13 protein-coding genes are annotated in these 12,838 nt (G+C 69.7%); 9 read left to right on the top strand and 4 right to left on the bottom strand.

All coding sequences use genetic code 11. The features are described 5' to 3' along the window. Positions 1–31: 31 nt before the first annotated feature. From ID554_RS20525 to ID554_RS20515, 3 genes are all read left to right on the top strand, one after another. Positions 32–1,453 carry a WGR domain-containing protein gene (locus ID554_RS20525; RefSeq protein WP_117226016.1) on the top strand — a complete coding sequence of 474 codons (1,422 nt, stop codon included), beginning with the start codon at positions 32–34 and terminating at the stop codon, positions 1,451–1,453. 279 nt (positions 1,454–1,732) lie between these two features. Next, positions 1,733–2,422 carry an aminoglycoside phosphotransferase family protein gene (locus tag ID554_RS20520; RefSeq protein WP_223884163.1) on the top strand — a complete coding sequence of 230 codons (690 nt, stop codon included), beginning with the start codon at positions 1,733–1,735 and terminating at the stop codon, positions 2,420–2,422. Between the two features lie 119 nt (positions 2,423–2,541). After that, positions 2,542–2,979: a hypothetical protein gene (locus ID554_RS20515; RefSeq protein WP_147333378.1), complete on the top strand. Its 438-nt coding sequence runs from the start codon at positions 2,542–2,544 to the stop codon at positions 2,977–2,979. A gap of 527 nt (positions 2,980–3,506) precedes the next feature. Here ID554_RS20515 and ID554_RS33165 read toward each other — a convergent pair. Then, positions 3,507–3,842: a helix-turn-helix domain-containing protein gene (locus ID554_RS33165; protein WP_158573663.1), complete on the bottom strand. Its 336-nt coding sequence runs from the start codon at positions 3,840–3,842 to the stop codon at positions 3,507–3,509. Positions 3,843–4,156: 314 nt separating this feature from the next. Here ID554_RS33165 and ID554_RS20505 point away from each other — a divergent pair, with 314 nt between their 5' ends. Together ID554_RS20505 and ID554_RS20500 are read left to right on the top strand one after the other, a co-directional pair. Beyond that, positions 4,157–5,782 carry an ArnT family glycosyltransferase gene (locus ID554_RS20505; protein WP_147333379.1) on the top strand — a complete coding sequence of 542 codons (1,626 nt, stop codon included), beginning with the start codon at positions 4,157–4,159 and terminating at the stop codon, positions 5,780–5,782. A 155-nt stretch (positions 5,783–5,937) separates the two neighbouring features. Further along, positions 5,938–7,536 (top strand): ricin-type beta-trefoil lectin domain protein, encoded by a 1,599-nt coding sequence (locus ID554_RS20500; protein ID WP_223884162.1) that lies wholly within the window; start codon positions 5,938–5,940, stop codon positions 7,534–7,536. Between the two features lie 90 nt (positions 7,537–7,626). On the opposite strand, the gene ID554_RS20495 is transcribed toward ID554_RS20500, so the two are convergent. From ID554_RS20495 to ID554_RS20485, 3 genes are read right to left on the bottom strand one after another with little or no spacing between them, the layout of a single operon-like run. Then, positions 7,627–8,433, bottom strand: coding sequence for an Fpg/Nei family DNA glycosylase (locus ID554_RS20495; RefSeq protein WP_117226019.1), 807 nt, complete (start codon positions 8,431–8,433; stop codon positions 7,627–7,629). Positions 8,434–8,464: 31 nt separating this feature from the next. Beyond that, positions 8,465–8,662 carry a DUF397 domain-containing protein gene (locus tag ID554_RS20490; protein WP_117226020.1) on the bottom strand — a complete coding sequence of 66 codons (198 nt, stop codon included), beginning with the start codon at positions 8,660–8,662 and terminating at the stop codon, positions 8,465–8,467. Beyond that, on the bottom strand, positions 8,655–9,542 hold the full coding sequence (locus ID554_RS20485; protein ID WP_117226021.1) for a helix-turn-helix domain-containing protein: 888 nt from the start codon (positions 9,540–9,542) through the stop codon (positions 8,655–8,657). Before ID554_RS20485 ends, ID554_RS20490 begins: the two co-directional genes overlap by 8 nt. Before the next feature lie 318 nt (positions 9,543–9,860). Between ID554_RS20485 and ID554_RS20480 the strand changes: the two genes are divergently transcribed. The 4 genes from ID554_RS20480 (at position 9,861) to ID554_RS20465 (ending at position 12,510) form a co-directional block, all read left to right on the top strand. After that, positions 9,861–10,076, top strand: coding sequence for a hypothetical protein (locus ID554_RS20480; protein WP_117226022.1), 216 nt, complete (start codon positions 9,861–9,863; stop codon positions 10,074–10,076). Beyond that, positions 10,073–10,423 (top strand): hypothetical protein, encoded by a 351-nt coding sequence (locus tag ID554_RS20475; protein WP_117226023.1) that lies wholly within the window; start codon positions 10,073–10,075, stop codon positions 10,421–10,423. Before ID554_RS20480 ends, ID554_RS20475 begins: the two co-directional genes overlap by 4 nt. A gap of 83 nt (positions 10,424–10,506) precedes the next feature. Beyond that, a complete protein-coding gene (locus ID554_RS20470) occupies positions 10,507–11,199 on the top strand; it encodes an SDR family NAD(P)-dependent oxidoreductase (RefSeq protein ID WP_117226024.1) in 693 nt (230 codons plus the stop codon). Between the two features lie 207 nt (positions 11,200–11,406). Continuing rightward, on the top strand, positions 11,407–12,510 hold the full coding sequence (locus tag ID554_RS20465) for a DMT family transporter (protein ID WP_147333380.1): 1,104 nt from the start codon (positions 11,407–11,409) through the stop codon (positions 12,508–12,510). Positions 12,511–12,838 lie beyond the last annotated feature (328 nt).

Raw genomic sequence — 12,838 nt, 5'->3', positions numbered from 1 at the left:
CCCCTCGGTGCCGACCCCTCGGAGGACCCGCATGTCGCAGGAGACGACCTACCTCGAACTGTCCGAAACGGATGGCGCAGCACACAAGTTCTACGAGGTGGTGGTCGACGACGCCACGCTGACCGTGCGCTACGGCCGGATCGGCGACCAGGGGCAGGTCAAGACCTCCGGCTACCCGGACAACGCGAAGGCGCGGGCCGCCGCCGCGAAGAAGATCGGCGAGAAGGTCCGCAAGGGGTACGCCCCGGCGGTGCGCGGCGTACGCCAGAAGCGTTCGGTGTCGCGGCGGCAGATCGTCAGCACCCGCTCGACCGCCCGCACCGCACCCGTGCTGTGGCGGTACGACTCGGGCGCCCCCGCGTTCGGCATCTTCATCGACGGCCGCACCTGCACGGTGGGCAACGAGCGGGGCGTCATCACCACGCTCGACCACGACGCCCGGGTGCTGGACCAGGTCCGCCTGCCCGACGGGGTGAAGTGCATCGTGGCCGACGACGCCTGGATCTACGCCGGCTGCGACGACGGCAACGTCTACGACCTCTCCGGCAAGATCCCCCGGGTGGCGTACACGATCGCGCCCGACATCGACATCTACTGGCTGGACATCCACGACGGCGTGCTGGGCGTATCCGACGCCGACGGCGGAATCGCGGCCGTCGACCACGAGGACGAGTTCCTCTGGCGTCGGGGCGGGCGCGGTTCGTCGGCCTGGATGGTTCGCTGCGACAGCGACGCGGTCTACCACGGCGACTCGACCGGGGTCAGCGGCTACGACTGGCGGACCGGGCAGGAGCTGTGGCACACCCGCACCGGCTCGGTGCTGTTCGGCTGGCAGGAGCGCGACGCGGTGTTCGCCGGCACCGCGACCCGCGAGGTGGTGCGCATCGGCAAGGACGGCCGGCACGCCCGCACCTACCGCGCCGACGCGCCGGTCTTCTCCTGTGCCACCGCCTCCGACGGCCGGTACGTCTTCGCCGGTGACAGCCAGTCCTCGATCTACTGCTTCGCCGAGGACGGCACCCGATTGTGGAAGCTCGGCACCGGCTGCGGCTCGGCGTACTCCATGCAATACCACGACCAGCGCCTCTACGTGGTCACCACCAGCGGCCACCTGGCCTGCATCGACGCCAGCGAGCCGGCGATCCGGGCGGCCGAGGCGGGCAGCGTGCCGGACGTGGTCGACGTGAAGGCACCGGCCCGGATGCCCGAGCCGGCCGCGGTCACCCAGGTCGAGGTGGTCGCCGACTCCGGTGACGGCGTGATCGTCGAGTGCGTCGAGCAGGGCGGTCGGCTGCGGGTGCACGTGCTCTCTTCCGGCTTCCACCGGGACTGGTCGGTGCAGTTCCCCAAGGGCATCCGCCAGCCCGGCACCCGCTACCTGGTCACCGAGGTCCGCGAGTCCGGCCGGGGCGGCTTCTACCGCGCCTACGGCGACATCCGCCGCCTGCGATGACCCCGGTCCTGCCCCGACCAGCGCCGGCAGGGCAGGCCGCGGCCTCGCCCGTCGGTCGGCCGGGCAGTGGATCGCCCGACCGGCGGGCAGTGCCGGATCGCGGGCCGAGGGTGGTTGCAGTGGGCGTCGCCGCGCAGTGGGTGGGCAGCGCGGCCGGGGTGCCGGAACCGGCCGCTCGCCGAGAGCGGTGGCGGGCGGGCGGCGGGCGGCTGTGGGCCGAAGGCGGTCGGGGGCCGAAAGTGGTTGTGGTGGCGCTCGCGGTCCGGTGACCACGAGCCGGTGACGGGCGCGGTGCTGAAGATGCAGTTCCCCGATCCGGAGAGCGAACACGAGGCGGCCGCGCTGCACCACTGGAACGGCGACGGCACCGCCCGTCTGCTCGCCCACGACCCCGACCGACGGGCGTTGCTGATCGAGCGCTGCGACCCCGGTACGCCGTTGCGCGTACTCCCGCTGGACGAGGCGCTGGACGCGGTGGTGGCACTGCTCCCCCGCCTCTGGCCGCCGGCCGACGGGCCGTTCCTGTCGCTGGCCGAGGCGGTGGCGGGCTGGATTGTCGCGCTACCGGCCGCCTGGGAACGGGCCGGGCGACCGCACGAGCGGCGATTGGTGGGCCTCGCCCTCGACCTGCTCTACGGGCTGGCCGATTGTCAGGGCGAACAGGTGCTGGTCAACCAGGACTTGCACGCCGCCAACGTGCTGTGGGCCACCCGCGAGCCGTGGCTGGCGATCGACCCGAAGCCGCTCGTCGGCGAGCGGGAGTTCTCGGCGGTGCCGATGGTACGCGGCACCGAGCTGGGCCACTCCCCCGCAGCCGTGCGCCGTCGGCTCGACCGGCTCAGCGCCGAGCTGGGCCTGGACCAGGTACGCGACTGGACGATCGGCCACACGATGGCCTGGAGCATCGCCGGTGACACGTTCTTCGCCGAACACGTCGAGATAGTCCACTGGCTCCTCGACCAGCCCTGACCAACAGATTGCAGACATTCGCAACGCGTTTGCGCAAGTCAATAGACTACCGAGTGATCGAATCGCTACCGTCAGATCAGGCCCGAGAGAAGCTCCATAAAATTCTGGGAGGATCTGCTATGAAGAAGTGGTTACGCCTTGGCGTTGCCGGAGCCAGCGTCTCGATTGCCTCCATCCTAGCACTGGCAGCACCGGCATCCGCATCGGCAATCCCGTCCCCGTCGGTGGCCGTCGTGCAGACGGCCGGCAAGACGGGCAGCGTCTCGCTGCCCGAGCTTCAGCACCAGATCGCTTCGAATCCCTTGGCCAGCAACAGCAGCGCCGCCGGATGGCTCGGCACCTGCTACTCGACGCCAAATCCCAACAATTCCCGCAGTGGCGGGGGATGGTGTGACGGAAACGGCCCTGACGCCCGCTACCAGGGATTTGTCGACTGCAGTAACGGAGGGCGCTACTGGGGGCCCGAGAAATGGGCCGGCGACCGGACCAGGTCCTACGGCACCTGCCCGAGCGGCACGTCGAGGCTTGGCTACGGCGTGGTTGGCTACTACGTCTGACCGGATGGTGCCCGCCCCGACAGCCTCGGCTGTCGGGGCGGGCACCATCCGGTCAAGTATTTTCCTCTCCCACACAGCGCCGCGTAAACACTAATGTGAAGCGACCTCAAAGCAGTCCATTTGAGTTCCAGCATCCGCGGCACGCGGGATGGAGTTCGGCACAGGTGATTACACCGAGGCCCGGGGCTGGCGATGGCCTGGTGCAAAAGAGCGCAAGGTCGACGGCCGCGGTTGCAGTGCAGTTGTGCAGTTGGACAGTTGTCTACTCCGAGTTCGAGGTGCCGGCCGTCGGCAGGCTACTGCAGCCAGCCCACGACCGGTCAGTTCTCCTCTGGCCAGCACCTCCAAAGTCGGAGTCGGCGAGGTACGAGGCTGACCCGGCACGGGGCACCAATGAGTAGAGGTGCCGGGCGCACGGACATGCAGACATCCGGGCATTGCATCTGACACCACATCGGCGGCGCCCCGAGCACATCAGGGATCGTATCATCACACCAAGGTCACGATTTGAACCGGAAGATCAGGCATCATCGGTGTCGACCTCGGCGCTGGCGACCCTCTGGGGCGACCACTTCATGTGCCTGTTCCCGCATTCTCCACGCGAGCTGGAAGCGACTCTTGACGCTAAATCTCTCCATAAGACCTCGAACCACGTAGGAGATCGTTCGGCGACTCACTTCCAACTCTTCTGAAATCGATGCATCGGTATGGCCTTGCGCCAAGAGGAGAACAATATCCCGCTCCCGACCCGACAATGGAACTCCTGAAAACCGAAGTTCAACATCGCATCTCCCGGCAGTCCGGTAAAGATGCTGGGAATCCTTACGAAGAACACGATCATCAGCAGCTTCAGGAATCCGCATCAACCCACTCTTCCGACGCGGTCCGATGAACCTGACACCCCACCATGCCCCCCCAGCTGGCAGATCCAGGGACCCACTATAACCCGAGAGACCGTGCACGTCGATGCCTGCGCCTCCCTTGACAGGCCACATCAATCTGAAACTCTCGTCCCGCCCCGATGTGGCGCTCCCACCCCACAAAGCTCAACGGGTACTGTGGAGAATGTGGTGTGGCGTCCAGGACGCTGCGCCACACCGTTGAAAGATGCAAGGCGCAACTAGTCGACATCAAGCACACTCGGCGTCTCTGGCCATCAATGGGGAACGAGGTTTCTGTGCCCGACACTGCGCAGCTCAGCGATGCCGCTGTCGAGCTGAGGAACAGATCCTGGTGGGACCTGCCCACCAGGATCGCCTGCCTAGTCGGAGCCGGCGGGCTGATCTATCGGGCGGCGCTGATCGCGCTCGGCGCGCCTCCCACCAACAGCGACGAGGCCACGATGGGGCTGGCAGCGCTGCACATCTCGCGTGGCGAGGACTTTCCCGTCTTCTTCTACGGTCAATCCTACATGGGCACGATCGAGGCGTACCTGGCTGCCCCGATGTTCTGGGTGTTCGGCCCGTCGACGGTGGCGCTGCGGCTACCGACGCTGCTCTGCTACCTGGTGTTCGTGGTCGGCATGTTCGCCCTGTCCCGGCTGGTCGTCGGCCCCTGGCCCGCGGTGGTGACGACCGCCGTCCTGGCGCTGGGATCCGATCGGGTGATCAAGAACCAGCTCATCGCCGCCGGCGGCTATCCGGAGATCAGTCCGGGGGCGGTGTGGCTGATTCTGCTGGCAGCCCTCCTCGGCGTGGGTGTCCTACGTCCCCGTCGATGGATCCTCGCCCTCTGCGGGGCGGTAGCCGGGCTGCTCTTCTGGACTCACTGGCTGATCCTGCCGTATCTCGCGGCCGCTGCCGCAGTCCTCTTCCTCGCACTGCGTCGATCTCGCGGGCAGGGACGCGGAGGGCCCGCCTGGGTGCTGCTCGGCTTCATCGTCGGAGCGGCACCGTTGCTGTGGCACGACCTCACGTCGCCGCTGGCCGAGAACTCCCTGGCCGTCTTCCTCGGGCAGAGCGATCCGGGTGACGCGGCCTCCGTCGCGGGGAGAATGAGCGGGGGCGTCCTGTTCGGCATCCCGATGGGTGTCGGGCTCTGCTCACCCGGCCGGTGCGAACCCTGGCAGGTGGCCTGGGCCATCCCCTACCTCGCCCTGCTCGCTGCCGCCGGCGTCCTCGCCGCCCGTGGGATCCGACGCTCCGACAGCGACCAGTTCCGCAACGTGGTACGCCTCGCCCTGGTCCTCGCCGCCGTCGTCAGCATCGTCGCATACGCGCGTAGTTCCGCCGCCGCAGCGACCCCGGTCGAGAGCGCTCGCTACCTGTCACCGCTGCTCATCTCGACTCCCGTCGTGCTCTGGCCCCTCTGGCGACTCACTGCGCGGCTCGCAGCCGCCGATTCCCGGTTGCGATGTCGCCATCAATGGGCGGCAGTGGTGCCGTCCGCCGCTCTGCTGAGCACGATGGCGGTGGCGACATCAGGGTTGATGCTGCACGTGCCGATGGTCCAGGCCGTCGAGGCCCGCCGCGACCTGCTCGCGGCCCATCTCGTGCAGACGGGCGTCTCGGAGGTGTACGCCGACTACTGGACGTGCAACCGGCTCACCTTCGCGACTCGGGAAAGGGTTCGTTGCGCCGTACTCAACGATGATCTTACTCCCGGGCTCGATCGGTACTTGCCGTATCGCCAGGCCGTGGCCTCGGCGGACCGTCCCGCGTACGTCGCCCCGACGCAACACGCCCTAGACGACCGGCTACGCGCATGGCTCGCCGGGGCAGGGCTGAGCCATCAGGTCACGGCGGTCGGGGACCACCGCGTCTACCTGCCGGATCAGCCACACACGCGGCCGACGTCCCCCTGAGTCGAGATGGTGCGGCGGCTCCTCGACCGCCCAGGACGGCCCGCGCGGACGAAGCTCCGGGGCCGTACCGGAAAGTTTCTCGGTGCGGTCGTGAACGCGAAGCGAGCGGGATCCGTCGCCACTGGTGTCGCCACGCCGAAAGGAATGGCCTACCTGTGACACGCGACCTCCTCCTCAAGAAGCTCAAGCTGGAGCGGATGCCACGCCGGTTCGTGGCGTTCGTCCTTGCCGCGCTGGCGCTCCTCTCCGCCGCCACCGCCGTCAGTTTCAGCGTGGCCTCGGCCCGAGACGACGTGCTTGTCGGCGACGCGGTCACCGACAAGCAGATGACCGTGCTCATCGCCGCCGCCGGGTCCTGCCCGACACTGACACCGGCGAGGCTCGCCGGGCAGCTCATGGCCGAGTCCGGGTTGGACGACCGGGCGGCGAGGACCATCTCCGGCGGTCAGGGCATCGCCGGACTCGAAGACGACAAATGGAAGACGTGGAAGCCTTGGCCGGACGCCCGACGCTCCGACATGTCGGCGAACATCCTGGCCCTCGCCCACCAGATGTGTGACCTCACCGGTCACCTCCGACTGGCGGGTGCCGCCGGTGACCAGTGGCGTCTCGCGGTGGCGGCCTTCCACGTCGGGCTGAACCCCGTCGCCGAGGTGCGCGGGGTGCCCGACGCCGCCACGACCTACGTCGACCGGGTCAGCGCCTACGCCGGGTACTACGGCAAGCTGCGGCAGTTCGGTGGGCCCGGTGAGGCTGACCGGACGGCACCGGCCGCCGAGGCGAAGGGGGTCCCCGCCGAGTACGTGCAGCACATCAACCGGGCGGGTTCGCTCTGCCAGGAGGTGACCCCACCACTGGTCGCCGCCCACATCATGGCGCAGTCCGGGTTCGACGCGAACCGGCTCGGGGCGACCGGTCAACGCGGCGTCGCGCAGTTCCGGTCGGACATGTGGCAGTCGTACGGGCCGAAGGGTCGTTCGGTGTGGGAGCCGGAGGTCGCCGTCCCCACCATGGGCTACGCCCTGTGCAGCCTGGTCCGCGAGCTGTCCGGCCTGAAGGGTGACCCGCTTCAGTTGGCGCTCGCCGCGTACCGCAACGGCACCACGGCGGTACGGCAGAACGGTGGCACCATCGACCGGCAAACCGAGACGTTCCTGCGGTCGGTGAAGACCTTCACCGACGTCTACGCGCTCGACAGCCGGCTAACGGCGAACCTGCCGACCAGCCCCTCCCCCTCACCCACCCCGTCGCCGTCCGGGTCCCCGAGTCCGAGTCCGGACGCCAGCCCCTCCGGCAGCCCGAGCCCGAGCAGCCCCAGTACTGCGGGGGCGAACGCGGGCGCATCGACGCCGCCGGCCCCCGACCCGAAGCCGACGCGCCCGGCCGACGCGGTGCAGATCCTGCACGTGCAGACCAAACGGTGCGTCAGTGCCGGCGGTGGCGACGGCATGCAGCTCAGGCTGCGTACCTGCACCGAGGATCCGGCGCAGTGGTGGACCTTCCGCAGCGACGGCACCATCCGTGCCCGTGGCCTGTGCATGGACATCGCCTGGGGTGGTTCCGAGGACAACACGGTGGTGCAGGCGACCACCTGTAGCGGTAACCCCGCTCAGCACTGGCAGATGAACTCCAAGGGCCGCATCGTCAGCAAGCTGAACGGCAAGGTCCTCGACACGATCATGGCCGACCCGGAGAAGCCGCTCATCATCTTCACCGACAAGGGCTACGCCGACCAGAACTGGCGCAAGCAGTAGTAGCACCCCGGATCGGCGGGCGCGAGCACCGTCGCCGGGCGTTAGGAAGGGTCCCCTGCTATACGCGAGGCGTTAGCAGGGGACCCTTCCTTACATCTGGCACGTCGAGCACCAGTACAGGTTGCGGGCGCCCAGGGTGCCTCGGCTCACGGCGGTGCCGCAGACGTGGCAGGGCTGGGCGGCACGGCGATAGACGTACACCTCGCCGCCGTGCCGGTCGACGCGGGCCGGGCGGCCCATCGCCTCGGGCAGGTGCGCGGCGCGAACGGTGTCGATGCGACCGACGGCGACGGCGAGCGTCATCAGCTCGACCAGGTCGGCCCAGATGGCATCCCAGGCGGCACGGCTCAGCTCCCGGCCGGGCAGTCGGGGCGGCAGCCCGGCGCGGAACAACGCCTCCATCACGAAGATCAGACCGGTGCCGGCCACCACCGACTGGTCGAGCAGCAGCGAGGCCAGCGGCGTGGCACTGCGGCGGATTCGGTCGTACGCGCGCTCCGGGTCGGCGTCGGCACGCAGCGGATCGGGGCCGAGGCGGGCCCGCAGCGCCGCCACCTCGGGCAGGGTGAGCAGCTCACACGCGGTCGGTCCGCGCAGGTCGAGCCAGTGCCGGTCGCTGACCAGTCGCAGCCGGATCTGACCCACCGGCTCCGGCGGCTCACCGTCACCGTCGGTCACCTTGCCATAGAGACCGAGGTGTACGTGCAGCGTCCGCTCACCGGCGTAGTGGTGCAGCAGATGCTTGCCGTACGCCTCGGTGGCCTCCAGCACACTCCCGGAGAGCAGCGCGGCACCCTCGGCGAACCGGCCCTGAGGGCTGGCGGCGAGCACCTTGTCCCCGGCGAACAGCTCGGCGTGCCGGGCCGCCAGGCGATGGATCGTATGTCCCTCTGGCACGCCACCAAGCGTAGTCAGCCCGCCGTCGTGGTCAGTGTGAGCGGTGCCGTACCTGCCGCACGAAGGCCGTCCAGGCGTACGGCGTGACGGTGAGCACCGGGCCGCACGGGTCCTTGCTGTCGCGGACGGCCACCACGCCGGGCAGGTTGTCGGCCACCTCGACGCAGTCGCCTCCGCTCCCGCCGCTGCGGGTGCTCTTGCGCCAGACGGCCCCGGCCAGATCAGTCATGATGCTCCTCGATGATCATGTTGATCATTTTCTCTGATTCTGCCTCATCGGGGGCGAGAGACTCCAGGTCGTTCCAGACGTGTGCGAAGGCGGCCACCTCCACCGGCCGGTCGAGATAGAGCGCGCCGGTGATGTTCTCCAGGTAGACGGTGGTGGGCTCGGTCGAGGCCCGGCCGAGCCCCTGCGGGAAGCCCAGCACGACGAAGGTGCCGGTCTCGCTGGCCAGCGGCGGTCCGGCGGCCAGGGGCAGGACCCGCAGCGAGACGTTCGGCAGCGCGGCCACGTCGAGCAGGTGGCGGAGTTGCTCGACCATCTCCCGCCGGTCGGGGAGGCTGCGGCGCAGCACCGCCTCGCTGAGCACCACCTTGAGCGTGGGCGCGACGGGCAGCCGACGGACCAGGATGCTCTGCCGTTGCAGGCGCACCGCCACCAGTTTCTCCCGCTCCTCAGCGGTCATCGTCGGGTTCTTGCGGCGGAAGAGTTCGCTGGCGTAGGCGCGGGTTTGCAGCAACCCCGGAATCAACTCGGAATCGTAGCGCCGAATCAGGGAAGCGGCCGATTCCAGGCCGACGTAGAGCGAGAACCAGGACGGGACCACGTCGCCATAGGCATGCCACCATCCCTTGGCCCGGGTCTCCTTCGCGAGCCCGGCGACGATCGCCGCCATCTCCTCCGGCACCCGATAGAGATCACACATCGCGCGGGCGTCCACCAGCCGGACCGGCACCAGGCCCTTCTCGATCCGCCAGATCTTTTGTCGTGAACAGTCCAGCGCCCGGGCCGCCTCGTCGAGGGTGATCATGGCGTGTTCCCGCAGCTCGGTGAAGAGTCGCCCGAGCTGCCGCCGGGGCACCGTGGAACCGCTTGTTTCATCCAGCATGCAACATCACCGCTTTCCCTCCTGCAACACGTGATGTTCCCGGACGCACGCGATCGCGTTTCCGGATGCACGCGATTCATTTCCATTCGTCGCGCGCAATTACCGAAAGACATTAGGGCGGTGCGGAACGTTACGCAAGACGGGCGGAAGACGGATTGTGGAGGCCGTCCGGGCTGAATGAAATGCCGTCATGAATTGACGTGAAAAAGGCAACGGAGCACTTCTTACCGACGATCATCACCGCGCGGAGAGGACCACGATGCGCGTAGCCGCCACGACCATGACCGGCACGGTCGCGTACTCCCCTGATGGTGCACGGTGACCCGCCACGGCCCGGTGCTGCCCACCTGGATCTGCGCCGGGTGCGACCGGCCCTGGCCCTGCGCGCGCCGCCGCATCGAACTGCGCGCCGAGTACGACCAGGCGCCCGTCTCGCTGCGGCTCTACCTGGGCTCCTGCCTGGTGGCCGCCAGCCAGGACATGTCCTGGGCGACCGCCGGCACCCTGCACCACCGCTTCCTGGGCTGGCTGTGACCCGCCACCTCCCCGCCGACCGCACCCCGACCGAGCGGGGGCACGACGGTCAGCTTCGGGCCGGAGACCTGGTGCGGGTGACCCGCCGGGCCAGCGTGCAGTTCCACCGGTCGATCATGTTCCGGGTGATCCGCGAACTGGACTGGACCACCTACGACGGGTGGGTCTGGCTCGACGGATACCAGCTCGACATCCAGGGGCACGCGGTCACCCGCCGGTCGATTTTCGTCCAGCGCGCCGGCCTCACCCTGGTCCGCGCCGCACCCCGCCAGACCGCCGCCCGCTCGACACCGAACCCGACCCGGGCCGTACGCCGACAGCCGGCCGCACTCCCTACTCATTGGTAGGGAGTACTCAGAAAACTCTGGTTCAATTGCGCCTCGGGCCGCCGGGAGGGCGGGCACCATCGGTGCGATGAGGACGGTGGGGCATGGCGGAACGAATGCGCTGCGCAGTGGTGATCGGCAACAGTGACGGGATCGGGTTGGCGTTCACCCGACGGCTGCTCGCCGACGGCTGGCGGGTCGCCGGAGTGTCCCGCCGCGACAACGGCATCGGGGTCCCCACGTACGCCCACCACACCGTCGACGTGACCGCGCCGGACTATTCGGAGGTGTTGGCCAAGGCGATCGACGAGCTGGACGGGGTGGACCTCTGCGTGTACGCCGCCGGCATCGGTGAGCCCGTCGACCTGGCCGACCTGGAAGCGCAGACCCGCACCCTGGAGGTCAACCTGATCGGGGCGGCCCGCACGGTCGCCACCGTCGTGCCGAGGATGGTGGCCGCCGGCGACGGGCACCTCATCGGGCTGTCCAGCATGGCCGACCGGATGGTCTCCGGCGACGCACCCGGGTACGCCGGGTCGAAGGCGGGACTGTCGTCGTACCTGATGGGGCTCTCGGCGGCGCTGCGCGGACAGGGCGTGAGCGTGACCACCGTGCGGTTCGGGTTCGTCGACACCAAGATGGCCAAGGGCCCGGTCCGGCCACTGATGATGACGGTGGACCGTGCGGTGGACGTCCTCGTCCGGTGCGTCCGCAACCGTCCCGTCCTGGTCTCCCGCCCCCGGCGGGCGGCCCTGCTCACCACTCTCCTGGCCCCCCTCACCCGCCCCCGCCGCTGAGCCGGCCCTCCCTCGCTGCCGAGCCGGCCCGCCTCACTGTCGAGCCTGGTCCTGCCTCGCCGCCGAGCCGACCCGCCCAGGATCCAGTCGGCTCGATGCCACACGGGTGTCGGGAAAGTACGGGATGGGTATCTCGGGGTCGTTGACGCGTGGAGTGGCGATGAACGGGGTCGCGGCGCCTCCCACGCATGACCTGGAGGTGAACCCATGAGATTTCCTTCGTTGTCCCGCCGGGAGGAGCCCGCGCCGCCCCCGGCCGCCGGTGACGAGGCCGACCGCACCGGCACGGTGGCCACCGAGACGCGCCCCACCGTCGAGGAACGCACCGACGACAGCACCACCTACCGGGGCGCGGCGGCCACCGCCACGACCACCGACCCGGACCGCACTGCCGCCGAGCGCGCCGCCGGCCGATACCGGGCCGCCGCCGAGCGCGCCACCGACCGGCTCCGCGCCGCCACCGGCCGCTCCACCGATCGGGGCCGCACGGCCGCCGTCGAGGACCGTGCCGACACCGGCCGGGATCGCACCGTCGGCGCCGTAGCCGCAGATCGCACCGCTACCGACGCGGACCACGCCGCCACCGCTCGCGCGACCGACCGCGACCGCACGGCTTCCCCGCGCGCCGTCGACCGGGACCATGCCGCCGGTGCGACCGCCACCACCGAATCCGGTAGGACGACCGACGCTCCCGCCGCCGAGCGGGCCGCCGTGGCGCGCGCCGCCACCGCCCGTTCCGGCGTCGACGGTTCCCGCCGCGCCCGCAGCACCGCCCCGGTCACGGCCTCCGCCCCGGTCACCGCCACCGACCCGGACGTGCGTACCGACCGGACCCCGGCAACCACCGACCGGGACACCACCACCGACCGCGACACCGTGGGCGACCGCGACACTGTGGGCAGCCGGGACACTGTGGGCAGCCGGGACACTGTGGGCAGCCGGGACACCGTCCCCGCCGCCGACGCGCCGCCCGCGCCGGTCGGTCCGCGGGCCCGGGCCAGCCTGCTGGCCACCCTGGGCCTGGTCGTCGGCGTCGGCGGCATCCTCTTCGTCCTCAGCGGAACCCTCGCCGGGTACGGCATCGCGGTCGGCGCGATCGGCGCGGTCCTCGCCGTGCTGGGCCTGATCGCCACCCGACGGCGGCACGTCGCCGGCAAGGCCGACGCGCTGTTCGGCATCGCCATCGGCCTCGGCGCAGTGGTCCTCGGCATCCTGGCGATGACCGGTCAGTACGACTGGCCGACCACCGACGGCGACACCCTGGCCCGCTTCCGCGAGTGGCTTGACTCACAGTTTGTCGACCGCATCTAGGGGGCACATTTCGGCCCGCCGGTGGTTCACCGGCGCCCGGCCGGCGAGTTATCGGCCGCAGCCCGACCAGTTCTGGTGGTTCACCAGCCGGGCGCACACACCCTCGTCAGGGGCGGCGGTTCGCCGCCCCTGACGCGTGTCGGAGCAGGCCGCGCCCAAGCCGGCAGACTCTTACGCACGGCCGTCGACACATGAACGCAACGATCAACCGCTAGCAAGACCCCAGACGCAATGATCAGTCGCACTGCGCAAGGCTCGGCGGTGGATTCTGCGGCTGGCGGACGCATAACGTTGAGCAACGGCGCCAGCCCGTGGGCCGACGGTGGCC

Source organism: Micromonospora craniellae (genome assembly GCF_014764405.1).
Taxonomy (GTDB): domain Bacteria; phylum Actinomycetota; class Actinomycetes; order Mycobacteriales; family Micromonosporaceae; genus Micromonospora; species Micromonospora craniellae.
This window is presented reverse-complemented; position numbering and strand designations above follow the sequence as displayed.